Annotated in this window: 27 protein-coding genes; 25 read left to right on the forward strand and 2 right to left on the reverse strand. The window is 41.8% G+C overall.

Features of this window, described 5'->3' with window-relative positions; genetic code table 11:
* Positions 1-323 precede the first annotated feature (323 nt).
* The 24 genes from QM870_RS03300 (at position 324) to QM870_RS03415 (ending at position 21,756) form a co-directional block, all read left to right on the forward strand.
* Positions 324-965, forward strand: coding sequence for a TetR/AcrR family transcriptional regulator (locus tag QM870_RS03300; RefSeq protein WP_223141645.1), 642 nt, complete (start codon positions 324-326; stop codon positions 963-965).
* Positions 962-1,345: a hypothetical protein gene (locus tag QM870_RS03305; RefSeq protein ID WP_024054673.1), complete on the forward strand. Its 384-nt coding sequence runs from the start codon at positions 962-964 to the stop codon at positions 1,343-1,345. The genes QM870_RS03300 and QM870_RS03305 overlap by 4 nt, the downstream gene beginning before the upstream one ends.
* Before the next feature lie 133 nt (positions 1,346-1,478).
* Positions 1,479-2,522 (forward strand): 2,3-butanediol dehydrogenase, encoded by a 1,044-nt coding sequence (locus QM870_RS03310; RefSeq protein ID WP_272106981.1) that lies wholly within the window; start codon positions 1,479-1,481, stop codon positions 2,520-2,522.
* 94 nt (positions 2,523-2,616) lie between these two features.
* Positions 2,617-3,528, forward strand: coding sequence for a DMT family transporter (locus tag QM870_RS03315; RefSeq protein WP_003013343.1), 912 nt, complete (start codon positions 2,617-2,619; stop codon positions 3,526-3,528).
* 143 nt (positions 3,529-3,671) lie between these two features.
* Positions 3,672-4,760 (forward strand): DUF4352 domain-containing protein, encoded by a 1,089-nt coding sequence (locus tag QM870_RS03320; RefSeq protein WP_414368609.1) that lies wholly within the window; start codon positions 3,672-3,674, stop codon positions 4,758-4,760.
* Positions 4,761-4,905: 145 nt separating this feature from the next.
* Positions 4,906-6,051: an amidohydrolase gene (locus QM870_RS03325; protein ID WP_414368611.1), complete on the forward strand. Its 1,146-nt coding sequence runs from the start codon at positions 4,906-4,908 to the stop codon at positions 6,049-6,051.
* Positions 6,052-6,171: 120 nt separating this feature from the next.
* Positions 6,172-6,999: an amino acid ABC transporter substrate-binding protein gene (locus tag QM870_RS03330; protein WP_414368614.1), complete on the forward strand. Its 828-nt coding sequence runs from the start codon at positions 6,172-6,174 to the stop codon at positions 6,997-6,999.
* Between the two features lie 24 nt (positions 7,000-7,023).
* On the forward strand, positions 7,024-7,887 hold the full coding sequence (locus tag QM870_RS03335; protein ID WP_247923583.1) for a MetQ/NlpA family ABC transporter substrate-binding protein: 864 nt from the start codon (positions 7,024-7,026) through the stop codon (positions 7,885-7,887).
* A gap of 72 nt (positions 7,888-7,959) precedes the next feature.
* A complete protein-coding gene (locus QM870_RS03340) occupies positions 7,960-9,333 on the forward strand; it encodes a M20/M25/M40 family metallo-hydrolase (protein ID WP_247923582.1) in 1,374 nt (457 codons plus the stop codon).
* Positions 9,326-10,393, forward strand: a complete 1,068-nt coding sequence (locus QM870_RS03345; RefSeq protein ID WP_414368619.1) for a methionine ABC transporter ATP-binding protein — start codon at positions 9,326-9,328, stop codon at positions 10,391-10,393. Before QM870_RS03340 ends, QM870_RS03345 begins: the two co-directional genes overlap by 8 nt.
* A complete protein-coding gene (locus QM870_RS03350; protein WP_003008487.1) occupies positions 10,390-11,082 on the forward strand; it encodes a methionine ABC transporter permease in 693 nt (230 codons plus the stop codon). The genes QM870_RS03345 and QM870_RS03350 overlap by 4 nt, the downstream gene beginning before the upstream one ends.
* 12 nt (positions 11,083-11,094) lie before the next feature.
* Positions 11,095-11,691, forward strand: coding sequence for an MptD family putative ECF transporter S component (locus QM870_RS03355; protein ID WP_023918946.1), 597 nt, complete (start codon positions 11,095-11,097; stop codon positions 11,689-11,691).
* A complete protein-coding gene (locus tag QM870_RS03360) occupies positions 11,681-12,529 on the forward strand; it encodes an SAM hydrolase/SAM-dependent halogenase family protein (protein WP_414368623.1) in 849 nt (282 codons plus the stop codon). Before QM870_RS03355 ends, QM870_RS03360 begins: the two co-directional genes overlap by 11 nt.
* A 14-nt stretch (positions 12,530-12,543) precedes the next feature.
* Positions 12,544-13,095, forward strand: a complete 552-nt coding sequence (locus QM870_RS03365) for an ECF-type riboflavin transporter substrate-binding protein (protein ID WP_003008479.1) — start codon at positions 12,544-12,546, stop codon at positions 13,093-13,095.
* Positions 13,096-13,231: 136 nt separating this feature from the next.
* Positions 13,232-13,426, forward strand: a complete 195-nt coding sequence (locus QM870_RS03370; RefSeq protein WP_003005328.1) for a helix-turn-helix transcriptional regulator — start codon at positions 13,232-13,234, stop codon at positions 13,424-13,426.
* A 27-nt stretch (positions 13,427-13,453) separates the two neighbouring features.
* Positions 13,454-13,936, forward strand: a complete 483-nt coding sequence (locus tag QM870_RS03375; protein ID WP_031572979.1) for a DUF6773 family protein — start codon at positions 13,454-13,456, stop codon at positions 13,934-13,936.
* 10 nt (positions 13,937-13,946) lie between these two features.
* Positions 13,947-14,438, forward strand: coding sequence for a DUF6773 family protein (locus QM870_RS03380; RefSeq protein WP_031572982.1), 492 nt, complete (start codon positions 13,947-13,949; stop codon positions 14,436-14,438).
* A gap of 150 nt (positions 14,439-14,588) precedes the next feature.
* Positions 14,589-15,572 (forward strand): oxygen-dependent tRNA uridine(34) hydroxylase TrhO, encoded by a 984-nt coding sequence (trhO, locus tag QM870_RS03385; protein WP_031572985.1) that lies wholly within the window; start codon positions 14,589-14,591, stop codon positions 15,570-15,572.
* A 99-nt stretch (positions 15,573-15,671) separates the two neighbouring features.
* Positions 15,672-16,577: a DUF4299 family protein gene (locus tag QM870_RS03390; RefSeq protein ID WP_031572988.1), complete on the forward strand. Its 906-nt coding sequence runs from the start codon at positions 15,672-15,674 to the stop codon at positions 16,575-16,577.
* Between the two features lie 156 nt (positions 16,578-16,733).
* Entirely contained in the window at positions 16,734-17,507 is a 774-nt protein-coding gene (locus QM870_RS03395; RefSeq protein ID WP_414368774.1) for a nucleoside phosphorylase, read from the forward strand.
* A complete protein-coding gene (locus QM870_RS03400; RefSeq protein WP_414368628.1) occupies positions 17,508-19,211 on the forward strand; it encodes an ABC transporter ATP-binding protein in 1,704 nt (567 codons plus the stop codon).
* The gene (locus QM870_RS03405; RefSeq protein WP_070595372.1) at positions 19,183-20,013 is read left to right on the forward strand and encodes an energy-coupling factor transporter transmembrane component T family protein; all 831 of its coding nucleotides are present in this window, start codon (positions 19,183-19,185) and stop codon (positions 20,011-20,013) included. Before QM870_RS03400 ends, QM870_RS03405 begins: the two co-directional genes overlap by 29 nt.
* 4 nt (positions 20,014-20,017) lie before the next feature.
* Positions 20,018-20,770 carry an SDR family oxidoreductase gene (locus QM870_RS03410; RefSeq protein WP_070505212.1) on the forward strand — a complete coding sequence of 251 codons (753 nt, stop codon included), beginning with the start codon at positions 20,018-20,020 and terminating at the stop codon, positions 20,768-20,770.
* Between the two features lie 83 nt (positions 20,771-20,853).
* Positions 20,854-21,756, forward strand: coding sequence for a carbohydrate kinase family protein (locus QM870_RS03415; protein ID WP_347113084.1), 903 nt, complete (start codon positions 20,854-20,856; stop codon positions 21,754-21,756).
* 50 nt (positions 21,757-21,806) lie between these two features.
* Here QM870_RS03415 and QM870_RS03420 read toward each other — a convergent pair.
* Positions 21,807-23,155, reverse strand: a protein-coding gene (locus QM870_RS03420; protein WP_155720535.1) for an IS3 family transposase whose coding sequence is annotated in 2 segments (ribosomal slippage) — positions 21,807-22,723 and positions 22,723-23,155 — 1,350 coding nt in all. Because the reading frame shifts where the segments join, the coding sequence is not laid out codon by codon here.
* A 255-nt stretch (positions 23,156-23,410) separates the two neighbouring features.
* Positions 23,411-24,124: a 16S rRNA (guanine(527)-N(7))-methyltransferase RsmG gene (gene rsmG, locus QM870_RS03425; RefSeq protein WP_414296987.1), complete on the reverse strand. Its 714-nt coding sequence runs from the start codon at positions 24,122-24,124 to the stop codon at positions 23,411-23,413.
* Between the two features lie 70 nt (positions 24,125-24,194).
* Here rsmG and QM870_RS03430 point away from each other — a divergent pair, with 70 nt between their 5' ends.
* Positions 24,195-24,755, forward strand: coding sequence for a LemA family protein (locus QM870_RS03430; protein ID WP_049472048.1), 561 nt, complete (start codon positions 24,195-24,197; stop codon positions 24,753-24,755).

Raw genomic sequence — 24,755 nt, forward strand, 5'->3', positions numbered from 1 at the left:
CAATTATTTTTGGATTGTCGAGCAAGACGCAGTGGTTGAGTGGGCTCTACTACGCTGATTTCATCAGCTTTTACAGCCCTACTTAACTGTGCGGAGGTGGGACGAAGAAATCGAATTCTAACGAATTACCGATTTCTGTCCCACTCTCACTTTTCTCACGGCGGAAAGTTTCAGTATATATTTACATTCTAACAGGCACCTTTTAGTGTCTGTTTTTACTTTTTCAGAGGGAATGAAAAATGGAATTTCATTGACAAAGTCTTCTGAATTTAATAAAATTAAAAACAGACCGATAGTCTGTTTTTTTAAAGGAGGAGAGTTACTTGAAACAAGAAATGAAATCAAAAAGAAGTAAAGATCAAATTATTCAGGCAGCCTTGTCCTTATTTTCAAATAAAGGCTATAAAGAAACAACGATGGCTGATTTAGTAACAGTGACAGGATTGTCAAAAGGGGCTGTTTACCATCACTTCAAAAGTAAAGAAGAGATTCTACAACTCTTAATGGAGAAAGAAACGAACTCCCTCTCAACTTTTCTAGAAGAATTGTCAAAAAACGAAGGAGTTTCATCAACAGATCGTTTATTACAATTAGTTGATTATTTAATAGGCAATGAGAATATGAAACAGCTTACTGGTATAGACTGGGCACAAAAGATACCGTTCGGCTTGTTGTTTTCTTTAAAAAATACGGTAAATATTCTTTCCAAATATGTAGGAATAATCATTCATCAAGGAAATGAGAAGGGCGAGTTTTCTTGTAAATATCCTTTAGAGACAGCTACAACACTATCTCTATTAATTGATGTGTGGCTTGATCCAACTATATCAGGTGAAGAAATGATATCATTCTCACAAAAATTAGACTATATTGCATTTTATTTAAACAGTAGCGGTGTTCCTGTTTTAACAGAAAATAAGTGTCAAGAGATTAATCAGTTTTTTCTTAAAGGAGGAAGAAGATGAATCGGCTGTTAAGATTCTTATTTATTTTACTTATCATCGCCATGTCTGGAGCCATTATTTTTCAGCTCTTCTTTCCATCCTATATGGGAAGTCATTCGGGATATGGTGTTTCTGTCGGTTGGCAGCGAGAGATTGGGATTTGGAATGTGGCGGTCCTTGTGATCCTGATTGCTGTCAATCTCAAATACGATTGGTTTTATCTTCGTACGGTTTTATTGGCCTTGATTATCGGTGGGCTTGGGATTGGTACCAATCATCTCTTTAGTTATTTTCACAATCATCTGCCGGTCAATGGGATCGGTGCACTTGAAAATTATCTCCTCGTCCTTGGTTGGATGGTGGGCTGGAGAATAGAGACTTCACGAATTAAAAAGAAATAAGAAGGAGCAGTCAAAGGGTTGCTCTTTTTCATCTTCAGTTTTTCCTTGACAAACAAAAGGAAAACGTTTACAATTTTAAATATAAAGTTTCCTGAAAAGAAAACAAAAAAGGTGAAAACAAGGAGATCATCCTATGGCTACTATGAAAGCAGCTCGCTGGCATGCAGCAAAAGACGTTCGTATCGAAGAAGTGGAAGTACCTGAAGTACAACCACATCAAGTAAAAGTGGCAGTTAAGTTCACAGGGATCTGTGGTACGGACTTGCATGAATATTTGGATGGACCGATCTTCATCCCAACTGAAGAACATGTGTATTCTGGTCAAAAAGCACCGGTTACTTTGGGACATGAATTCTCTGGTGAAATTGTAGAAGTCGGAAGTGATGTGACTCGTGTCAAAGTTGGGGATCGCGTGACGATTGAACCAATTTTGGCAAAACATAACCTAATCGGTGACTATAACCTTGATCCAAACTTGAACTTTGTCGGCCTTGCTGCAGATGGTGGTTTTGCCAAATATTGTGTCCTTGACGGTGATCTTGTCCATGTGATTCCAGATGGCTTGAGCTATGAACAAGCTGCGCTTACAGAACCTGCAGCTGTGGCTGTTTATGCCGTTCGTCAATCTGCATTGAAAACTGGGGATACAGCCGTTATCTTTGGCTTGGGTCCAATCGGTCTTTTGATTGTTGAAGCCCTTCGTGCAGCAGGAGCATCAAAAATCTATGCGGTTGAATTATCTCCTGAACGCCAAGCGAAAGCGGAAGAATTGGGAGCAATCGTTGTTCGCCCAGAAGAAGGAGAAACAATCGTCGAAGCCATCCATCGCTTGACAGGTGGTGGAGCAGATGTTTCTTATGAAGTGACTGGAGTTCCAGTTGTTTTAGGTCAAGCCCTTGCAGCTGTTCATAAAGCTGGGGAATGTATGGTCGTATCTATCTGGGAACGTGAAGCTAGCATCAATCCAAATGAATTCGCTATCCAAGAAAAATCTCTCAAAGGAATTATTGCCTACCGTCATATTTTCCCTAAAGTATTGGAATTGATGGAACAAGGCTACTTCTCTGCTGAAAAATTGGTTACCAAGAAAATTAAATTGGAAAATATCGTTGAAGAAGGATTTATTGAATTAACACAAGATAAATCTCAAATCAAGATTTTGGTTCAACCTGAATAAGCGAATAAATTTATATGAAATATATGAGGCTGAAACGTTTCGTTTCGGCCTTTTATGATACAATAAAAGTAAGGAACAGATTTAGGAGGGGACTATGTCAAAGACGATGAAAGGAACACTCATGACCTTGATCGCCGGGATCGCTTGGGGACTATCCGGAGTTAGCGGGCAATATTTAATGGTTCATGGATTTTCGGCTATTGAGTTAACAAATCTCCGTTTGCTTTTTTCTGGAATTGTCCTTATTCTTCTTTCCTACGTTGCAGATAAGGAGAAGTTTTTGGCCTTTGCCAAAGATAAATCTTCCTACCTTCCCCTTCTTATTTTTGCCTTTTTAGGATTGTTATTGACTCAGTTGACCTATTTAGAGGCGATTGCTGAAACCAATGCTGGGACTGCTACGGTGTTACAGTATCTCTGTCCAGTGGGAATTTTAGCCTATACCTGTATCATGGATAAGGTGGCCCCTACACTAGCAGAAGTGTTTTCGATGCTTCTAGCGATTGGTGGCACATTCTTAATAGCAACCCATGGTCAACTCAATCAATTGGCCATCAATCCCAAAGGTTTGGCTTGGGGAGTGGTGTCAGCATTTGCCTATGCCCTTTACATCATTCTACCTCTGAACTTAATTCAAAAATGGGGAAGCATGCTGGTGATTGGAGTTGGGATGACTATTCCAGGAATCCTAATGCTCCCTTTTAGTGGTCTTCTCTCTTCTTCTGGAAACTACAGACTCGATACCTGGATGGCCCTTTTTGGCTTGGTGGTGATTGGGACGATTTTTGCCTATACAGCCTTTCTGAAAGGAACCTCTTTGGTAGGAGCCGTTAAAGGAAGCTTGCTGGCGTCCTTTGAGCCTGTTTCGGCAGTTTTCTTTGCCTTTGTCATTATGAAGGAGCATTTTTTTATGGTTGATGTGATTGGGATGGCCATGATCCTCCTTGCAGTTCTCTTGATTTCCCTCAAGGATTTCATGATTCAAAAAGAAAAAGGCATCTTGTAAAATCAAGACCTATCATATTTTAGTTAAAAGGTTGAGACGAAGGTCTTGGCCTTTTTATGATAGGGAAGAGTTATCACTATATAGCGTATACATAGCTAGAAAAAGATGTTAAAATAGAACAAAACTTTTTTAAGGAGATGAGAATGAAAAAGATTTTTAAATGGACCTTATTTGCTGTGGCGGCCTTGAGTCTAGTAGCTTGTGGAACTACTGCTCAAAAGACAAATTCGCAGCAATCAAAGACGGAAAAAGCGGCGAAAAATTCCGCATCTGACGGTCAAGTCGAGGTGAGTTTAAAAGGAGGGCAATACATCAAACCACCTGTCCTCAATGACTCAGAAGACGGAACCTATTTAGCCCTTCAATTAGAATTTAAAAATGTTGCCAAAGAATCTATCAACGTGTCAGATTCAGATATCACCATTTACGATGCGGATAATAACAAGGTCAAATTGCAGTCAGGAATTTATGACCACAGTGAAGCCTTCCAACTGCTCAAGAGTGATCAGTTGGCCCAGGATAAAAAATTAACCGGCTATATCGTTTTTCCAGTCGAAAAAGGTAAAAAATATGAAGTGCAGTATGAACGAAAAACCTATAGCTCTGATAAAAAATCCAAACCTTTAAAATTTGCGGTGGATTCTTCTCAGTATGAGGATAAGGTGGAAGCTTCCACTATTCTAGCAGATGAATACATCAATCAAGTTTACTTCAGTGGCCAACGAAAGGTCAAAAAGGATGACGCTTTTGTTTTGGGAACTGATTTGAAAAAGGAACGCAGTGATTTCCGTGCGAAATTTGCGGCTGATTTTACTCGTCAATTGCATGATTACCAATTCCCTGAAGAAGAAGTGACCCAGTTTATCGATGCTTATGAAAAAGAAAATGCTAAGCGTGCGAAATTAACCTATAAGGTTAAACAATATCTCCCGGACAAGGTGGTCATTAGTCTAATTCCTGAGACAGTCAGCATGGAAAAGACGATCTTAAACCACATGCAGACCTTCTATCAGGAACATCGAAAAGACTATCCAGGGATCATCGAAGCGAACCAGGCTCAAAACAAAGCCTATAGAGAGGAAATGATGGCTTCTCTTGCAGATCGCCCCTTGACGACGCCGGATCGATACGACTATCAGTTGACCTTTGTTAAGAAAGATGGCAAATGGGAAGTAGAAAAAGCCTACAATAGTGATAGCTTTATGGAAAAATTCGAGGGAAATCTTTCTTAATGCTGAAGTTGGCACTCCTAGGACATGAATCTAGGAGTGTTTTTGTCTATAGCTTTAAACTATATCAAAATCCAAGAAACAGGAATTAGACGGAAACACCTATTAGTGATAAAATAATTTTAAGTTCGAAAGGAGATGAAGGCTTGTGTCTTTTTCTTATGAAGAGTTAGCAGAGATTCGCCACTATATCCACCAACACCCAGAATTGTCTGGTCAAGAATACCAGACAACCGCCTTTCTAAAAGAGCGTCTTGAAGAGTTGGGGATTCGTATTTTAGAGAGTAGATTAAAAACTGGTCTGATTGCAGAAATTGGGTCCGGCCAACCGGTGGTGGCACTTCGAGCAGATATCGATGCCCTTCCGATTTTGGAACAAACGAATCTGCCCTACCAAAGTCAGAATCCCGGAGTCATGCATGCCTGTGGCCATGATTTTCATCAAACCAGTCTTCTGGGAGCAGCAGCTCTTCTCAAGGAAAAAGAAGACCAGCTTGAAGGGACCGTACGCTTGATCTTTCAACCAGCAGAAGAAATCTCAGAAGGTGCTTCTGATGTTTTAGCAACAGGACTGTTGGAGGATGTTCAAGGAATTATTGGTTTTCACAATATTCCCCAGCTAAAAGCAGGGCAACTTGCCTTGAATGCTGGAGCCATGATGGCAGGGGTTGAGAAATTCAAGGTTACTGTGACAGGGGTTAGTAGTCATGCTGCGAGACCAGATTTAGGAGTTGACACTGTAACGGCCGTCACAACCATGGTTCAGAACTTACAATTATTAATTTCACGGACCGTTTCTCCCTTTGAAACAGCTGTTTTGTCCATTACGCACCTGGATGTGGGCTCAACCTGGAATGTGCTTCCAAAATCAGGCTATTTTGAAGGAACGATTCGCTCCTTTAATCCGAGTGTGCAAAGAGACTTGAAGGCACATTTTATTTCTATCATTCGACACATTGCAGAAAGTCTGGAAGTAGATGTGGCTTTTGAGTGGGGTGTGACCCCGCCCGTTACCTTTAATGATGAGGAATTGACGAAAGTGGTTTGGGAAGCTTCACAAGGTTTGGCTGAAGTGATTCCAGCGAATCCTTCTACAGCTGGAGAAGACTTTGCCTTTTACCAAGAGCGAATTCCTGGAGTCTTTGCCTTTATCGGTTCAAACGGAGAACCGGATGCGCCAGATCTTCATCATGATCACATGACCATCGATGATGCAGCCTTTGAGGTATCGGTTCCCTATTATGTTGAAAATGCGCAAGCTTTATTGCGGTATTTTAAAGCCAAAGAAGTGTGATAAAGAAAAACTATCACCTCCATAAAAAATATATATTGGGCAAGTAAATGCTTTTTTGATAAAATTAAAAAATACTTTTAAAATGGCGTTTTATGTGCCTGAAACGAATAAGGAGATCCTATGAATCTAAAAAAAATGATTAAGTATTCTGCTTTAGGATTAGTTGCAGTCCTTGCAACCAGTGCTTTAGTAGCATGTTCATCTGGTAAATCTGCCAGTGGCAAGAAAACAATTGAAGTTGGGACTGTTGGAACAACCAAACCATTCTCTTACGAAGAAAAAGACGGCAAGCTAACCGGTTATGAAATCGAAGTTTTGCGTGAAATCTTCAAAGATTCAGACAAATATGAAGTAAACTTTAACAAAACAGAGTGGTCTTCAGTCTTTGCTGGCTTAGATAGTGACCGTTTCCAAATCGGTGCCAACAACATCAGCTACTCAAAAGAGCGGGAAGAAAAATACCTTTATCCAAATCCATATGCTCGTAATCCATTAGTATTGGTCGTACCAAAAGATTCTTCTATTAAATCTTTGGATGACATTGGTGGCAAGAAAACAGAAGTGGTTCAAGGAACCTCTACTGCTAAACAATTAGAAGATTTCAATAAAAAACATTCAGATAATCCAACTGACTTGCAATACACAGATGGAACGATTCAAACCATCATAGCCAATCTAGCTGATGGACGGACCGATTACAAGATCTTCGAACGTATTTCTGTAGATACCATCATTCGAGATCAAGGCTATGACAACTTGAAAGTGATCGAGCTTCCAAGTGACCAACAGCCTTATGTTTATCCAATCATTGCAAAAGAGGATAAAGAGCTTCAAAAATTCGTTAACAAACGTATTAAGGAACTCTATGACAATGGAACCCTTGAAAAACTGTCTAAAAAATACTTTGGTGGAGTTTATCTACCAGAAGCAAAAGATATTAAAGAATAATATTTAATTAAAGGAGACTTCAAAATGAAATTGAAAAAAATTCTTGGTTTAACAGCTCTTGCAGCTATTGCAACATTTGCTCTTGCAGCATGTGGTTCTTCAAAATCATCTAGCAAAGATGGTGAAACAACTGTAAAAGTGGGTGTTATGACTTTGAGCGACACTGAAAAAGCTCGTTGGGATCAAGTTCAAAAGAACTTGGATGACGCTAAAACAGGGATCAAATTGGAATTCACTCAATTTACAGATTACTCACAACCAAACGTGGCTGTAAAAGATGGTAGCGTGGATATCAATGCTTTCCAACACTACAACTTCCTTGATAACTGGAACTCTAAAAATGACAATGCCCTTGTTGCAGTAGCAGATACGTACATCGCTCCAATCCGTCTTTACTCTGGTACAGAAAACGGTAAAAACAAATACACTTCAATTAAAGAAATTCCTAAAGGTGGAACAATCGCTGTACCAAATGACCCAACAAATGAAAGCCGTGCCTTGTATGTCTTGCAATCAGCTGGTTTGATTAAATTGGATACCAAAGATGGTCAATTGGCAAACGTGTCAAACATCAAAGATAATCCAAAAGATTTGAAGATTTCTGAATTGGATGCTTCACAAACACCATCTGCTCTTCCATCAGTAGATGCTGCAGTCATCAACAATACCTTCGTTCGTGAAGCAGGCGTTGACTTTAAGAAAGCGATCTATGTTGAAAAGAAAGACAACAACTCAAAACAATGGTACAACGTGATCGCTGCTAAGAAAGATTGGGAAAAATCTGATAAAGCAAAAGCAATCAAAGAAATCATCAAAGCCTATCACAAAGACAATGTGAAGAAAGTGATCGAAGAATCTTCAGAAGGAATGGACCAACCAGTCTTCTAAGATTCGATCTCAAGTGTATGAAGGAGGTGGAGAAGCAATTCTCTACCTCTTATCGTGTATTAGGAGGAATGCATGCCTTTTGCAACAGAAGCGGAACAAATCCGTAAATTTGAAAATGATGAGGTCGCACAACATTATTTTGAAGTGTTGCGAACCCTGATTTCAAAAAAATCCATCTTTGCCCAACAAATTGGTCTCAAGGAAGTGGCCAACTATTTGGGGGAAATTTTTACAGCTGCAGGAGCCAAAGTCGAAGTTGATGATAGCTATACAGCCCCTTTTGTGATTGCCAAATTTTTCTCGCCAAATCCTGAAGCCAAAACCATCATTTTTTATAACCACTATGATACGGTACCAGCTGATGGGGACCAACCTTGGACGGGAGACCCTTTTACCTTATCGGTTCATTATGGAAACATGTACGGTCGAGGGGTTGATGATGACAAGGGGCATATAACGGCTCGTCTCACAGCTCTTCGAAAATACATTCGTGAAAGTGGCGATTTGCCAGTCAATATCACCTTTATCATCGAAGGGGCAGAGGAGTCTGCATCGACTGACTTGGATAAATACTTGGCCAAACACAAGAAACACTTGCGTGGGGCAGACCTCTTAGTGTGGGAACAAGGTACCCGAAATAATCAGGGTCAGTTGGAAATTTCCGGTGGTAGCAAAGGGATCGTCACCTTTGATATGGTGGTGAAGAGTGCAGAAGTGGATATCCATTCCAGCTATGGCGGTGTGGTAGACTCTGCTTCTTGGTATTTGTTAAATGCTATCGCCAGTCTTCGTGACAAAGAAGGTCGAATTTTGGTGGATGGGATTTATGATCAGATCCAAGAACCCAATGAACGCGAGCTAGCTTTGATCGAGCAATATGCCAACAAAGGACCAGAAGATGTAGCGGAAACCTATGGTCTAACCCTTCCAATCTTGAAGGAAGACCGAAAAGAATTCCTGCGTCGTTTCTATTTTGAACCAGCCCTGAATATTGAAGGCTTTGGCTCTGGTTACCAAGGACAAGGTGTTAAAACGATTCTTCCGGCAGAGGCGCGTGCCAAGATGGAGGTGCGCTTGGTCCCTGGACTGGATCCCAAGGATGTCTTAGAAAAGATCAGGCAACAATTGAAGAAGAACGGTTATGATCAGGTCGAATTGGTCTATACTCTCGGTGAAATGAGTTACCGAAGTGATATGAGTGCCCCATCGATTTTAAATGTCATTCGGTTGGCCAAAGACTTCTATAGAGAAGGAGTTTCTGTTCTTCCAACAACAGCAGGAACAGGGCCCATGCATACGGTATTTGAGGCTTTGCAGGTGCCGATGGCAGCCTTTGGAATTGGCAATGCCAATAGCCGTGATCATGGGGGCGACGAAAATGTGAAAATCGCCGATTATTACACCCATATTGAATTGATAAAGGAGTTAATAGCAAGTTATGAGTAAAGCAATGATTCAGCTGGATCACATTGATGTGACCTTCCAGCAAAAGAAACGTCAGATCCAAGCCGTCAAAGATGTGACCATTCATTTTAATGAAGGCGATATCTATGGGATTGTAGGCTATTCTGGAGCCGGGAAATCGACCTTGGTTCGGGTGATCAATCTCTTGCAAGTGCCTAGCGCCGGAACCATCATTGTGGATGGAGATGTGATTTATCAAGATCAGGTGACCCTAAAACCGGCTGCCCTTCGGGAGAAACGTCGGGATATCGGAATGATTTTCCAACACTTCAACTTGATGGCTCAAATGACTGTCGCAGAAAATGTAGCCTTTGCTCTTAAACATTCTAAATTGAACAAAGAACAAAAGAATGAGAAAGTGGCGAAATTGTTGGATTTGGTTGGTCTATCTGACCGTGCAGAGAATTACCCGGCCCAATTGTCTGGTGGTCAAAAGCAGCGGGTAGCGATTGCGCGTGCCCTTGCCAATGATCCAAAGATTTTGATCTCAGATGAGTCAACTTCAGCCTTGGATCCAAAGACGACCAAACAAATTCTAGCTTTATTGCAAGAATTGAACAAAAAACTAGGCTTGACCATTGTCTTGATTACCCATGAGATGCAAATTGTCAAAGATATAGCGAACCGAGTAGCTGTCATGCAAAATGGCGAATTGATCGAAGAAGGATCTGTTTTAGATATCTTCTCGAATCCGAAAAATGCCTTGACCCAAGACTTTATCACTGTTGCAACAGGTATCGATGAAGCCATGGTGAAAATCAACCAACAAGCGATTGTGAAGAACTTGCCTGATGATTCGATGTTGGCGCATCTCAAGTATGCAGGTTCTGTGACAGATACAGCCATCATCAATGATATTTACAAGCAGTACCAAGTATCTGCCAACATTTTATTTGGGAACATCGAGATCCTTGATCACACGCCTGTCGGAGAGTTGGTGGTCATCTTATCAGGTGAGACTCAAAATCTGGAAACGGCCAAAGCTGAGTTAGAAAATGCAGGAGTTTCCGTGACTATTGTGAAAGATGGGAGAAAAGCATGATCCAGTTAATTCAAACATATTTACCAAATGTCTATAAATTAGGGTGGTCTGGCCAGTATGGATGGGGAACCGCTATTTACTTGACTCTTTACATGACCGTTATTTCCTTCATTATTGGTGGATTTTTAGGTTTGGTGACAGGACTTTTGTTAGTCTTGACCCGTCCAGGTGGTGTCATTGAAAATAGAATCGTTTTCCAAATTTTGGATAAGATTACTTCCTTGTTCCGCGCCATTCCTTTCATTATCTTGTTGGCCTTTATTAATCCCTTGACCTACTTGCTCTTGAAAAATACCATTGGTCCTACAGCAGCCCTTGTTCCGCTGTCTTTGGCTGTCTTTCCATTCTTTGCCCGCCAAGTCCAAGTAGTCTTGTCCGAGTTGGATGGAGGCGTGATTGAAGCAGCACAAGCAAGTGGGGCAACCTTCTGGGATATTGTTGGTGTCTACCTTCGTGAAGGGCTTCCTGATTTGATCCGTGTAACAACGGTGACCATCATTTCCTTGATTGGAGAAACCGCCATGGCAGGTGCCGTTGGTGCTGGAGGATTAGGAACCTTGGCCATCAACTACGGGAAAAACATGTTTAACAATGATGTCATCTTTGTGGCGACCTTATTGATCCTGATTCTGATCGTTCTGGTCCAATTTATCGGGGACTTCCTTTCGAAGAAAATTAGCCACCGTTAGGATCAGTGTCCAATGAATAGAATAAATGTGAATCAAATAAAACAAGTTGGAGCCTTCATTTTCCTCTATTTTCTTGCGATTGGACTGGGGGTCTTAGTTGGAAATCTGGTCGATCATCAAGGAAATATGTTTTATGCTCCTGCCTTTTCAGCCCTGTTTGGCGGGACGATCTACCGCTATTATCTAGAAAAAATAAAAGGAGTTGGATCTATCTTTATAGTTGGCTGCGTGATCGGATCCTTCTTCCTCTTTTCGCGTCATGGTGCAGGGGCCTTTATTCCAGCCTTGATCGCCGGAAGTTTTGCGGAGATGGTCGCCTCAAGTGGTCGTTTTCGCTCGAATTTACGAAATGCCTTGTCTTTTGTTATTTTTGCCTTTGCGACAACAGGGCCCATTCTTATGATGTGGTTCTATCCAGCCAGTTACCGCATGTCGTTACTGGATCGTGGTAAATCGATAGACTATGTCAATCGGGTGATGGTATCACCAGATCTAGCGACCATCACTTGGTTTGTCCTCACAGTTATACTGGGTGCTGGATTAGGGTGGGGACTATCGAACATCCTTCTTCCATTATTGGCCAAAAAAGGAGATAAAGATGCACAATAATTTACTAGTTCTTCAGTCAGACTTTGGTTTGGTGGATGGAGCAGTATCAGCTATGATTGGGGTTGCTTTAGAAGAATCACCAACCCTTAAAATTCACCACTTAACTCATGATATTACCCCCTACAATATTTTTGAAGGGAGTTACCGTCTCTTTCAGACAGTAGATTACTGGCCAGAAGGGACAACCTTTGTTTCGGTGGTCGATCCTGGTGTCGGTTCCAAACGAAAGAGTGTCGTAGCTAAAACGGCGAAAAATCAATACATTGTCACTCCGGATAATGGAACTCTCTCTTTTATCAAGAAACATGTAGGGATTATTGCTATCCGTGAGATTTCAGAAGTGAAGAACCGCCGGGCCAATACAGAGTTTTCTTATACCTTCCATGGGCGTGATGTCTACGCCTATACAGGAGCTAAGTTGGCCAGTGGCCATATTAGTTTTGAAGAAGTCGGACCAGAACTCAGTGTCGAACATATTGTGGAAATCCCAGTGGTTGAGACGGTTCTTGAGGATAATCTTGTTAAAGGTGCAGTTGACATCCTAGATGTGCGCTTTGGTTCTCTTTGGACTTCCATTACTCGGGAAGAGTTCAATCATTTGTCACCTGAATTTGGGGAACGTTTTGAAGTGACCATCTATAACAATGACATGCTGGTTTATCAAAACCAAGTAACCTACGGCAAGTCTTTCGCCGACGTGCGGATTGGACAGCCAATCCTTTATATCAATTCCCTTTACCGTGTTGGTCTTGCCATCAACCAGGGATCCTTTGCCAAGGCCTATAATGTAGGAGTTGGGGCTTCTTGGCATATCGAGATTAGAAAAATGGAAAATTAATAGGAGATATCATAATGAAACAGAAATCATTATTTTCAATTAAAGATGTTGTAGCTATTGGGGTTGGAGCAGCCCTCTTTGTCGTGATTGCTATGTTGCAAATCCCTGCACCTGCACCGAATACGAGCATTCAGTTGCAATATGCCCTTCAAGCTCTCTTTAGTGTAGTCTTTGGCCCAATTGTCGGCTTCTTAATCGGCTTGATTGGTCATGCCATTAAGGACGCTATGTCAGGTGGTCTTTGGTGGACTTGGATCATTTCAAGTGGTTTGTTTGGACTCTTTGTTGGTTTCTTCCGCAAACAAATCGGTGAATTTAAAGGGGAAGTGACAAAGAAAGAATTAATTGTCTTTAACGTTGTTCAAATCGTATCCAACCTTGTGATCTGGGGCTTGATTGCTCCGGTTGGAGATGTCTTGATCTACAAGGAAAGTGCCAATAAAGTCTTCCTACAAGGTGTTGTTGCCGGTTCGTTTAATGCTTTAACAGTAGCTGTTGCAGGTTCTCTTCTCTTGATTGCTTATGCACGGACTCAAACAAAAGATGGAAGTTTGACAAAAGATTAAACGTACAGAAGAGTAAGTCTGGGGAACCAGGCTTTTTTGTTTTGTAAAAAATATTTTTTACAAAATGTAAGATATATATTGCAAAATAGAAAATATAGTGTATAATAAAGCTATAAAAACAAGAAAGGAAAATCATGTGGCGAAAAATCTCAAATTAAAAATGGCCCGGGTCGAACATGATATGACCCAGGGGGATCTTGCAGATGCCATCGGGGTGACACGCCAGACCATTGGCCTGATTGAGGCAGGGAAATACAATCCAACCCTCAGCCTCTGCCTTGCTATCTGTAAGACCTTGGATAAGACGCTGGATCAACTGTTCTGGGAGTAACAGTTTTAACATAGAAAGAGGAAACATATGAAACAAAAGAAAGAACCAATTGTAAAAGATGAACGGACCATGCTACTTGATGGAAAAATCGCAGGAGAACTTGTCCTTGGCATGACCTGCTTTATTGCCCTATCCGCCTTTGTGAAATCCAGTATCCTGGACTTAGACCTAGTCGCTTATCTCCCTGAGATGTTCCTTCTGATTGCCATGGGAGCCTCTGCCTTTGTGAGAAGGATCAGTTCAGGGATTGATGTTCGAGATATGTTAGAAAAAGATAGCTGGTTGAGTCGCCTAGGATCAGGTCTATTCTTTGCTGTGCTTGTGACAGCTATGGATGTGATTGGAAAGAGAGAAGCAATGAGCTTTATCTTGAGTCCCAAGTATCTGGTCAAAATTCTATTAGAAATTCTCGTCTTTGCCATCCTGACAGATCTGCTTGAAAAACCACTTGCTCTTATCAATCGGAAAAAACAAGCAAAGATCGAGGCAGAATTAGAGGATGAAGAATAAGGAGGAAGAGATGAGATTACAATTGCTGAACAAACAAATCATAGATGAACGAGAAGAAGGCCTAGCTAATAAGGCTGGGGCTGAGACAGCTGGTTTTCTTTTCCTTGCCTTAACTGTTTTTAGTGTGGGATCCATTTTTACATCTAAGGTGGGGCTGAGTCCAATCATGGTGGTAGCCTTACTCATCGTCTCAGGATTTTATTATTCGGTGCGTTGTCAACGATTGGGTGTGAGATTTATCAATTATAGCTATCTAAATGTGATGGGAATTGTAGCAGTAACCCTTGTTCTTTCCTTGTTTATCTGGGCTCAAAATTTTCAATTAAACCAAGCTGTTTATCAGTCAAATCCTTTTCATTCAAAATTCTTACTAGTACTTCCTATTACCTTTTTACTGAATCTTCCAATTGTATGGGGAGTGAATACCCTTGTGATGCTCCTAGCAAAAGTTGAGAAAAAACGCTATGAAGCCTATCTGGATCAGTTGGAAAAAGAAGAGTAATTAGTTGAAACCTTATTTTTGTCGTAAAAAAGTCTGGAACCCCAGGCTTTTATTTTTCGGTCAAATAAATTGCATTCGCTTTCTTGGGGGAGTATACTGGTATAGTTGAATGAAAAATTCTGATAATTTAATCTTAGAAAAGAGAATCTTATGGCAAAACCTATTCGTGTTTTACTCTACTACCTCTATACCCCCATTGAAAATGCAGAACAATTTGCAGCCGACCACTTGGCCTTCTGTAAATCAATCGGCCTCAAAGGACGTATCCTAGTCGCTGACGAAGGAATCAATGGAACTGTTTCTGGTGACTACGAAACAACACAAAAATACATGGACTACGTTCACAGCCTTCCAGGTATGGAAGACCTCTGGTTCAAAATTGACGAGGAAGAAGAGCAAGCTTTCAAGAAGATGTTTGTACGTTATAAGAAAGAGATTGTCCACCTTGGTTTAGAGGATGATAATTTCGATAATGACATCAATCCTCTTGAAACGACAGGTGCTTACTTGTCTCCAAAAGAGTTTAAAGAAGCTCTTCTCGACGAGGATACCGTTGTTCTTGATACTCGAAACGACTACGAGTACGACCTTGGACACTTCCGTGGCGCTATTCGTCCTGACATCCGCAATTTCCGTGAATTGCCACAATGGGTCCGTGATAACAAGGAAAAATTCATGGACAAGCGTGTTGTCGTCTACTGTACTGGTGGAGTCCGTTGTGAGAAATTCTCGGGTTGGATGGTGCGTGAAGGCTACAAAGATGTTGGTCAATTGCATGGTGGAATCGCCACTTATGGGAAAGACCCAGAAGTTCAAGGCGAACTGTGGGATGGGAAAATGTACGTCTTTGACGAGCGGATTGCAGTCGATGTCAACCATGTCGATCCAAGCGTTGTCGGAAAAGACTGGTTTGATGGAACACCATGCGAACGCTATGTCAACTGTGGAAATCCTTTCTGTAACCGTCGCATCTTGACCTCAGAAGAAAACGAAGACAAGTACCTCCGTGGCTGCTCACATGAGTGCCGAGTTCACCCTCGCAATCGCTATGTAGAAGAACACAACTTGTCACAAGCAGAAGTTCGTGAGCGTTTAGAGGTTATCGGTGAGACGCTTGATGGAGCACCTGCATAATGGAAACAAACAGTCTGAAAGCTCAGGCTGTTTTTATATGGAAATTGATTGAAAATTGTGCTATACTTTAGGTAAGCGATTTCACAAAGGAGAAAACAAATGAGTATCGTGTTTTCAATCAAAAATAAAAAGAGCTTATTTGGCTATCAGAAAGTACTCGCAGCACAGGAAGTTCTTAAATTAGTAGAAGGGTTAACAACCTACAACTATGATCCTGCCACCCTTCATCGTCCCTTAAATGATTTTGAAGGCTTGAACTGTATCGTATTTGGTAAGAGCGGTCTTCCTCTGCAGTTACGCTATTTTGATGAGGAAGAGTCTTATCAGATTCAGGTGCCCTCTTTTGCGATAGAAGAAGATTGGCAGTTGGCCCTTCGATGGATCAGTCGCCTAGGAGAAGTATTAGGAACGGAGATTGTGGCCAGTGACGGCGTAAGCTATACTCCAGATTCTGTTTTCCATTTTGATTATGAAGTCGTCATCCTAGAAACGCTGGGTAATGTGACGAAAGAAAAAGATCTAAAAGAGTTTGAAGTACAAGGCTTCGCTCATCCAGTCTATTTGGATCGGGATACAGTGCAGGAAGTCTTGAACCATGTCCATCCACTAGAAGCCTACTCTGCCTTTATCAAGAAGATTCAATATAGTGCAGCTTATTTCAGTCAAGTCCGTTTTTATCAACAGGGGGAGACAGGAGCATTTTTAGCTAGCTATAGCTTGACAGAAGATACGGATACGGTCTTGCCAAGCGTGCCACATGTTCCTGCAGAATATGTAGAAATTGTGGGCTTAGCGGGTATCATTGATTGGCAAGTTCTTTTGGTTGCGATCGATGGAGATCCGGATAAGCCAGAAAACTACCATCCAATTGGTTCTCTTACTCTGAAGAAACTTATAGAAGCGCTAGAGCCAGATGAATATCAGCTGCTAGATGCTAGTCAAATTGAAATTAAAAAATTATCCAAAGAACGCTTGCTAGAATTAGCGCAATTGGAGAACAAGTAAAAAATATCATAGTGAACTGTCCCTCCGACGTTTGATCCGAAAAATCTAACGTCTGGGAGCAGTTCTTTTTTATGCCCTTCCTTTGATCAAAAACCAATGACTAGGCTAATTGTGGTATAATAGGGGCCTAGAAGTAGAATGAAAGAGGTGCACGAAATGCTGTTAGAAGAATTTGATGCCAATCGACAGGCGATTATCAATCCACAAGACTTACACGAACCAATTGAAGGATTTCCCAAAGTAGTCATCTCTTGCTTTTCAAGAGTAACTTTTGCTCGCCTCCTTGAAAATTATGACCATGAGGTCATTGCAAGAACCTCCATGGCCAATTTTGAAGTCGTTGTCTATGGGATCACTATTGGAGACCAACAGATTGGTGCCTTTAATGCACCCGTTGGGGCTGCTTCCTGTGTGGGGATTATAGAGGACCTGATTCAATTTGGGATGGAAAAACTGGTGCTCTTTGGAACCTGTGGGGTTTTAGACCGTGATATCGAAGCGACTTCCATCATCATTCCAACGGCTGCTCTTCGCGACGAGGGGACCAGTTACCACTATCTTCCGGCTAGTGATGAAGTGGAAGTAAACAAGAAAACCCTTCCTCTCTTCCAAGCCTTTCTTGACAGCCACAAGGTTTCCTATCAGTCAGGAAAAGTGTGGACGACAGATGCACCCTACCGGGAAACCATCGACAAGATGAAGCGACAAAAGGAAGCGGGAGCCATCTGTGTGGATATGGAATGTTCGGCAGTGGCAGCCTTAGCAGCTTATAGGGGCTTTGAGCTCTGCCATTTCTTCTATGCAGCTGACCACCTCTCGGAAGAAAAATGGGATATCCGAACCTTATCTAGTCATGAGGATTTAGATAGCAAGGATCGAATCGCGGAGTTAGCCATCCAATTTGCGCTCTTTTGGGAAAAGGCAAACTAAATGAAAGAAGAAATGATTGAACTGAAGGATTTTTCCTTCCAATACAAGGCACAGTCTGAACCAACCTTGAAAAATCTCAACTTAACCATTTATAAGGGGGAAAAGGTTCTGATTGTTGGGCCATCTGGTTCTGGAAAATCAACGATTGGCCAGTGTCTAAATGGGATTATCCCCAATATCTATAAGGGAACCAGTAGTGGGCAATTCCTCATTCAGGGGAAAGAAGCCTTTGATCTCAGTATTTATGAGAAATCTCACTTGGTCAGTACGGTTTTGCAAGATACAGATGGCCAGTTTATCGGTTTGAGTGTCGCAGAAGACTTGGCTTTTGCTCTTGAAAATGACATGGTGGATCTGGGAACGATGAAAGAGCGTGTGCAGAGTTGGGCAGAACGCTTGGATTTGATGAAGCTCTTGGATCATCGGCCACAAGATTTGTCCGGTGGGCAAAAACAGCGAGTGAGCTTAGCAGGTGTTCTGATTGACGAAAGTCCGATCCTCCTTTTTGATGAACCACTGGCTAATCTAGATCCCAAGTCGGGTCAGGATATTATTGATCTGATCGATCAGATTCATGAAGAACAGGGGACGACCACCATTATTATCGAACACCGTTTAGAGGATGTACTCTACCGTCCTGTCGATCGGGTTATCTTGATCAATCAAGGACAAGTTCTCTATAATGGTCAACCAGATGAGTTGTTGAGGACGACACTGCTAGCTGAAAATGGGATTCGAGAACCCCTCTACTTAACAACTCTTCGCCAGCTTGGTCAGGATATCAATCAATTGGAACATCTAGATCGTCTAGAAGATATCGAACTTACTGGTGTGAATCGTTCCATTCCAGAAGCGATCTTTACTAAAACTGGTGAGACGGAAGAACTATTGAAGTTGGAGCAGATTTCCTTTGCTTATCAAAAGGATCACCCGATCTTAAAAAATATTTCCCTCAGTATACCTAAGGGGCAGCGGTTAGCGATTGTCGGGAAGAATGGAGCAGGGAAATCAACTCTTGCGAAAGCCATCTGTGGATTCATTACCACAGAAGGGCAATACACCTCTAGAGGTGAAGATATCAAGCAGGAGAGTGTCAAGGAACGGGCTGAGCGAGTCGGCTATGTCCTGCAAAACCCCAATCAAATGATTTCGACCAATATGATTTTTGACGAAGTTGCTCTAGGTTTGCGCTTGCGGGGTGTCGCTGAAGAAGACATCAAAGATCGTGTCTATCAAGCACTGAAAACTTGTGGCCTCTATGAGTTTCGTAAATGGCCGATTTCTGCCCTCTCATATGGGCAAAAGAAACGAGTGACCATTGCCTCTATACTAGTTTTAGGACCAGAAATTTTGGTCTTGGACGAGCCGACAGCAGGTCAGGACCAACGCAATTACACTGACATCATGGAATTTCTAGATTGCTTGCAAGAAAAAGGCCATACCATTGTCATGATTACCCATGATATGCAGCTGATGTTGGATTATTCTGATCGTGCCCTTGTAGTATCAGACGGACAAATTCTAGCAGATCTCCCACCTGCAGAGCTGTTCACTCATCCGGATATTTTACAAGAGGCTAATCTCAAAGAGACTTCGATTTTTGCCTTAGCCAATCGATTAGGAATGGATCCCTTGGCGCTAACGCAGTTTTATATGCAACAGAAAGGAGCAGGTCATGAATCATCGATTAGTCGGCTACCATGAGGGGACGAGTTTTCTTCATCGCCTTTCAGGTGCGAGTAAGTTACTCTTTCTTCTTTTTGTATCTCTTGCGGCCATGTTGAGTTATGATACCCGGCTCCTTCTAGGAATTGGTGTGGGCGCCTTACTGTTATTCTCTACAGCTCGTATTCGATTTCGGGATATTTCATTTGTACTTGCATTTGCTCTTGTTTTTGCACTGTTAAATGTTGTCATGGTCTATCTCTTTGCCCCTCAGTATGGTGTAGAGATCTACGGGGCAAAGACGGTACTGATGAAGGGGTGGGGCTCCTATAGTATCACCTCGCAGGAACTCTTTTATCTTTTTAATCTAGCTCTTAAGTATGTCTGTACCATACCTCTAGCCTTGATTTTTTTGATGACGACCCATCCTAGTCAGTTTGCTTCAAGCCTCAACCAAATTGGCGTATCCTACAAGATTGCCTATTCTGTCAGCTTGACTCTGCGTTACATTCCTGACGTACAAGAAGAATATCAAACGATTAAATTGTCTCAGGAAGCCAGAGGGGTGGAGTTGTCCAAAAAGGCCAAGCTGATCCAGCGGATCAAAGGCAATTTACAAATCATCTCTCCCTTAATCTTTAGCTCACTTGAGCGGATTGATAGTATTTCTACAGCCATGGAATTACGTCGCTTTGGTAAAAATAAAAAGCGGACCTGGTATTCTCATCAAGCCATGGAAATGAAAGATTATGGGATGATTCTATCAGCCTTGGCTGTTCTGGTTTTGAGTATTGTCCTGATCTTTGTCAATCAAGGACGTTTTTACAATCCATGGAGGTAATGACATGTCAGAAACGATTTTAGTAACAGGAGCTTCAGCTGGTTTTGGTCAAGCGATTTGCCGTCGCTTAGTAGCAGATGGATACCGTGTGATCGGATCAGCTAGACGCATCGATAAATTACAGGCCCTTCAAGAAGAGCTGGGAGAAGCCTTTTATCCCCTGCAAATGGATGTGACGGATCTTTCTCAGGTAGATCATGCACTTGCCAGTTTGCCAAAAGATTGGGAGAAAGTGGATGTTTTGGTCAATAATGCTGGCTTGGCTCTAGGCCTCGCCCCAGCTTATGAAGCAGAGGTCGCAGACTGGCTGACCATGATTCAGACCAATATTGTTGGTTTGACCTATCTGACAAGGAAAATCTTGCCCCAGATGGTGGAACGAAATGATGGCTATATTATCAATTTGGGCTCTACAGCAGGAACTGTGCCTTATCCAGGGGCCAATGTTTACGGGGCATCCAAGGCTTTTGTCAAGCAATTCTCCCTCAATCTTCGGGCTGATCTAGCTGGCAAGAAGATTCGTGTCAGCAATATTGAACCCGGTCTTTGCGAAGGGACAGAGTTCTCTTCTGTTCGCTTTAAAGGAGACGAAAAACGGGTAGAAGCCCTCTATCGAGATGCCCATGCCATTCAGCCGGAAGACATTGCCAACACTGTAGCTTGGTTGATCCAACAGCCCAAGCATGTCAATGTCAATCGGATTGAAATCATGCCGGTTTCCCAAACATTTGGTCCTCAACCCGTTTATCGTGATTAAGAAGAGAAGCAACCACTCCACAAGGGGTTGGTTGTTTTTTATCTTTCCTCTGGTATAATAGAAGGCAAAGTAAGGAGAAAAAGATGACAGCTGCGTTAATTATTGGTTCTACAGTTTGTGATGTGATGATTTACTTGGATCGTTTGCCAAGTCGTGAAGGAGATGCCCATATTGATCACCAGCAATGGTCTGTGGGAGGTTGTGCCTTTAATGTTGTCAATATCCTTCATTTTTTGTCGCAACCCTACCAGTTTGTCTCGCCAGTCGGTTCTGGGATGTATGGTGATTTTATTCGGAGAGAGCTGAAACAATTAGGGATTTCCTCTAGCTTCTCATTAGAAGGGGCCAATGGTTGCTGTTACTGCTTTGTAGAGTCTGATGGTGAGAGGACTTTCTTATCGGACCACGGAGTGGAGTATAGCTTCCAAGCAGGGTGGCTAAAAGAGATCGAGACAGATCGGTTTGATTACATCTACTTGTGTGGCCTTGAAGTTGAGGAGCCAACCGGTCTTGCATTGGTCCAGTCTGTTTCGCAACTAGAGGGCCAGGTGATTTTCGCACCAGGGCCACGCGGACTCTTGATTCCCAAGGATCGACTGGAAGCAATTTATGATCTGCATCCAATTCTCCATGTTAATGAGGCTGAAGCACTGGCATTTTCAGGGTGTAGAGAGATCCAGCCAGCCATCGAACACTTGTATCAGAGAACGGGGCAATTGGTCATTGTCACCTTGGGTGAAAATGGAGCGGTTGCCTATGATGGCAACTGGTATGAGGCAGATGGTTTTCCAACAGAAGTCGTCGATACAGTAGGCGCTGGAGATAGCCATGTAGGAGCCTTTATATCCGCTCGTCTAGAAGGCTTAGACATCGCGCAAGCCTTAAGCTTTGCCAACAAAGTCTCTAGCCAGATTGTTGCAAGTAAGGGCGTTCATCTGACAAAAGAGCAGCAAGAAGCCCTGCGAACAGAATTGAAACAAAAATAAAAAAGAGAGTGGGACAGAATGTACTGACCCCAAAAAGTTAGACAATTAATTTATCCAAAGGATTTAGTTCTGTATTGCACAGGACTGAGTCCTTTTAGTTTTACCTTAATTCGTTTGCTGTTGTAATAATCAATATAGTCTACAATAGCTTGTTCCAATTGCTCAAGTGAGTGAAATGTCTTCTCGTAACCATAAAACATTTCGGATTTCAAAATACCAAAGAAGGATTCCATCATGCCGTTGTCTGGGCTGTTACCTTTACGTGACATAGATGGTTGAATTCCCTTACCCTCTAAAAATCTGTGATAAAAATCGTGTTGATATTGCCATCCTTGATCACTATGAAGAATGGTATTCTCGTAATGTTCCTCACCGAAAGCCTGGTCTAACATATCTTTCACTTGTATCAAGTTCGGTGACGTAGAAAGATTATAGGCGATAATTTCGCTGTTAAAACCATCTAAAACTGGTGATAAATAGAGCTTTTGACTGCTTGCCGGAATGGCAAACTCTGTCACATCTGTGTAGCACTTTTCCATTGGCTTGGTTGCTTCAAATTGGCGTTGAATAAGATTATCTGCTTTCTTACCAATCTCTCCTTGGTATGAAGAATACTTCCGTTTACGACGAATACGAGCACTTAAACCAAGGACCTTCATCAGACGTTGGACCTTCTTATGATTCACTACAAAACCACGATTCCTCAATTCAAGAGTCATTCTGCGATAACCATAATTTCCTTTGTGCTCAGTAAAAATAGCTTGAATTTCATCTTTAATATCATGATTTTTATCGCTTTTATCTAACTGCTTTAGCTGGTAATAATAGGTTGAACGTGCTAGCTTAATAATCTTTAGAAGAATCTCTAAGGCAAACTCTGTTACCAATCCTCGGACAATTTCTGTTTTTCTTCTAGCTCTTTTTCCTCCTTCAATCGGAGTTCTCTCAACTTTTTTAGAATGGCATTCTCCGCTCTCAGGTACTCATTTTCTGCTTGAAGACGTTCTAATTCTGTCATCTCTTCGGGTTTCTTCTTTGGTTTACGTCCCATTTTAGATGGTCTCCCTCTTGTTTTCTCAACAATAGTATACCCGTTTTTCTTATATTGTGCTATCCAATTAGGCAACATTCCAACACTTGGAAGAGCATAATCTAGAGACACCCTTATTTGAGAGCGACCTTCAAGTAGAACTTTATCAATGACCTCTTGTTTTAGTTCAGGTGAATAGTAACAATTCTTTCCTTTTTTGACGATTTTTATTCCATAACGATCAATCAATTTAATCATGTACTGAAGATTGGGAATTGTTATCCCAAATATATTTGAAATCTCTTTGAAGGTTCGCCCTTGTTTTCTAAGTTCATAGATCTGAACTTTATCTTTATAAGTTAATTTCATAATAAAAACACCCCAAAAGTTAGATTTTTCTGTCTAACTTTTGGGGTGCAGTTCAGAAATCGGTAATTCGTTAGAATTCGATTTCGTCGTCCCACCTCCGCACAGTTGAGTAGGGCTGTAAAAGCTGATGAAATCAGCGTAGTAGAGCCCACTCAACCACTGCGTCTTGCTTGACAATCCAAAAATAATTGAGAGGCTAGGACTTTTGTCCCAGCCTCTTATTTGACTTTTATCCTCTTAGCCCTTTGTATCTTACTACAATGGCCGCTTATTGGGCATGCCTGCTTTTCTTGGGTATTTATTGGGGGTTTCTTTTTTCTTTTCTACAAGAGTGATATAGCGTGGATCCCCGTTTGGCAATTCATACTGTAGATTGTCTTCAACCTTGCTAAAGAGCAGGTTAAGGGCATTTTTGGCTTCTTCCAACTCTTCTGGAGCATTGCTGGCCTTGAGAGCAAGAAGTCGTCCTCCTACCTTCAGATAAGGGATGGTCAGTTCAGAGAGGACTTGCATACGGGCAACCGCGCGGGCAGTTACGATATCAAATTGGGCACGAAAGGCCTTGTCTTGTGCAAAGTCCTCCGCACGTCCATGGTAGAAATGAACTCCACTTAAGCCCAACTCTTCAGCCAGCAAGTGGAGAAAATTGATCCGCTTATTGAGGGAATCAATGATGGTCACATCCAGCTCAGGGAATAGGATCTTCATTGGTAGGCTGGGAAAGCCAGCACCAGCTCCGATATCCAAGAGACGGATGGGTTGATTTTCGATCAAACCTTGTAAAATGGGTGCGATAGAATCATAAAAATGCTTGAGATAGACTTCGTCTTTTTCGGTGATGGCAGTGAGATTAATCTTTTCATTCCATTCCACGAGGAGCTCGAAATAGCGTTCGTATTGCTCTTTTTGACGATCAGTTAATGGAAAGCCGAGATCGGCTAAAAGGACATAAAATTCTTCTGGTTTCATGCTTTTATTTTACCACAAAATAAGGGAAATTTGATATACTGGTAGAAAGAAATGAAAGGAATTCAATAAAATGATTTGGATTATTCTTGGGATCATTGTGGTCCTTGTGTTGATTGTAGTAGGAGTTTACAACGGTTTGGTGAAAAGCCGCATGCAAACTCGTGAAGCATGGAGTCAAATTGATGTGCAATTGAAACGTCGGAATGACTTGATTCCAAACTTGATCGAAACCGTTAAAGGCTATGCCAAGTACGAAGGAGATACACTAGCAAAAGTGACTCAACTTCGCCAACAAGTGGCTCAAGCTACTTCACCTGCAGAAGCGATGGCAGCCAGTGATGCTCTTTCACGTCAAGTGGCAGGCATTTTTGCGGTTGCTGAAAACTACCCAGACTTGAAGGCTAACACCAACTTCATGCAATTGCAAGAAGAATTGACCAATACAGAAAACAAAATTTCTTATGCCCGTCAATTGTACAACAGTGTCACAAGCAATTACAATGTGAAATTGGAAACTTTCCCAACAAACGTAATTGCTGGAATGTTTGGCTTCAGACAAGCCGAATTCCTTCAAGTGCCTGAAGAAGAAAAAGCTGTACCAAAGGTGGACTTTAGCGGATTAGGAGACTAA

This window comes from Streptococcus parasanguinis, from assembly GCF_047463195.1.
Classification (GTDB): Bacteria; Bacillota; Bacilli; order Lactobacillales; family Streptococcaceae; genus Streptococcus; species Streptococcus parasanguinis_R.

What these genes read in the sequence shown, in the direction of transcription:
- QM870_RS03305 (WP_024054673.1), top strand. Translation starts at nt 962, where the DNA reads ATGAATCGGCTGTTAAGATTCTTATTTATTTTACTTATCATCGCCATG.
- QM870_RS03310 (WP_272106981.1), top strand. Translation starts at nt 1,479, where the DNA reads ATGGCTACTATGAAAGCAGCTCGCTGGCATGCAGCAAAAGACGTTCGT.
- QM870_RS03315 (WP_003013343.1), top strand. Translation starts at nt 2,617, where the DNA reads ATGTCAAAGACGATGAAAGGAACACTCATGACCTTGATCGCCGGGATC.
- QM870_RS03320 (WP_414368609.1), top strand. Translation starts at nt 3,672, where the DNA reads ATGAAAAAGATTTTTAAATGGACCTTATTTGCTGTGGCGGCCTTGAGT.
- QM870_RS03330 (WP_414368614.1), top strand. Translation starts at nt 6,172, where the DNA reads ATGAATCTAAAAAAAATGATTAAGTATTCTGCTTTAGGATTAGTTGCA.
- QM870_RS03335 (WP_247923583.1), top strand. Translation starts at nt 7,024, where the DNA reads ATGAAATTGAAAAAAATTCTTGGTTTAACAGCTCTTGCAGCTATTGCA.
- QM870_RS03340 (WP_247923582.1), top strand. Translation starts at nt 7,960, where the DNA reads ATGCCTTTTGCAACAGAAGCGGAACAAATCCGTAAATTTGAAAATGAT.
- QM870_RS03345 (WP_414368619.1), top strand. Translation starts at nt 9,326, where the DNA reads ATGAGTAAAGCAATGATTCAGCTGGATCACATTGATGTGACCTTCCAG.
- QM870_RS03350 (WP_003008487.1), top strand. Translation starts at nt 10,390, where the DNA reads ATGATCCAGTTAATTCAAACATATTTACCAAATGTCTATAAATTAGGG.
- QM870_RS03355 (WP_023918946.1), top strand. Translation starts at nt 11,095, where the DNA reads ATGAATAGAATAAATGTGAATCAAATAAAACAAGTTGGAGCCTTCATT.
- QM870_RS03360 (WP_414368623.1), top strand. Translation starts at nt 11,681, where the DNA reads ATGCACAATAATTTACTAGTTCTTCAGTCAGACTTTGGTTTGGTGGAT.
- QM870_RS03365 (WP_003008479.1), top strand. Translation starts at nt 12,544, where the DNA reads ATGAAACAGAAATCATTATTTTCAATTAAAGATGTTGTAGCTATTGGG.
- QM870_RS03375 (WP_031572979.1), top strand. Translation starts at nt 13,454, where the DNA reads ATGAAACAAAAGAAAGAACCAATTGTAAAAGATGAACGGACCATGCTA.
- QM870_RS03380 (WP_031572982.1), top strand. Translation starts at nt 13,947, where the DNA reads ATGAGATTACAATTGCTGAACAAACAAATCATAGATGAACGAGAAGAA.
- trhO (WP_031572985.1), top strand. Translation starts at nt 14,589, where the DNA reads ATGGCAAAACCTATTCGTGTTTTACTCTACTACCTCTATACCCCCATT.
- QM870_RS03390 (WP_031572988.1), top strand. Translation starts at nt 15,672, where the DNA reads ATGAGTATCGTGTTTTCAATCAAAAATAAAAAGAGCTTATTTGGCTAT.
- QM870_RS03395 (WP_414368774.1), top strand. Translation starts at nt 16,734, where the DNA reads ATGCTGTTAGAAGAATTTGATGCCAATCGACAGGCGATTATCAATCCA.
- QM870_RS03400 (WP_414368628.1), top strand. Translation starts at nt 17,508, where the DNA reads ATGAAAGAAGAAATGATTGAACTGAAGGATTTTTCCTTCCAATACAAG.
- QM870_RS03405 (WP_070595372.1), top strand. Translation starts at nt 19,183, where the DNA reads ATGAATCATCGATTAGTCGGCTACCATGAGGGGACGAGTTTTCTTCAT.
- QM870_RS03410 (WP_070505212.1), top strand. Translation starts at nt 20,018, where the DNA reads ATGTCAGAAACGATTTTAGTAACAGGAGCTTCAGCTGGTTTTGGTCAA.
- QM870_RS03415 (WP_347113084.1), top strand. Translation starts at nt 20,854, where the DNA reads ATGACAGCTGCGTTAATTATTGGTTCTACAGTTTGTGATGTGATGATT.
- rsmG (WP_414296987.1), bottom strand. Translation starts at nt 24,124, where the DNA reads ATGAAACCAGAAGAATTTTATGTCCTTTTAGCCGATCTCGGCTTTCCA.
- QM870_RS03430 (WP_049472048.1), top strand. Translation starts at nt 24,195, where the DNA reads ATGATTTGGATTATTCTTGGGATCATTGTGGTCCTTGTGTTGATTGTA.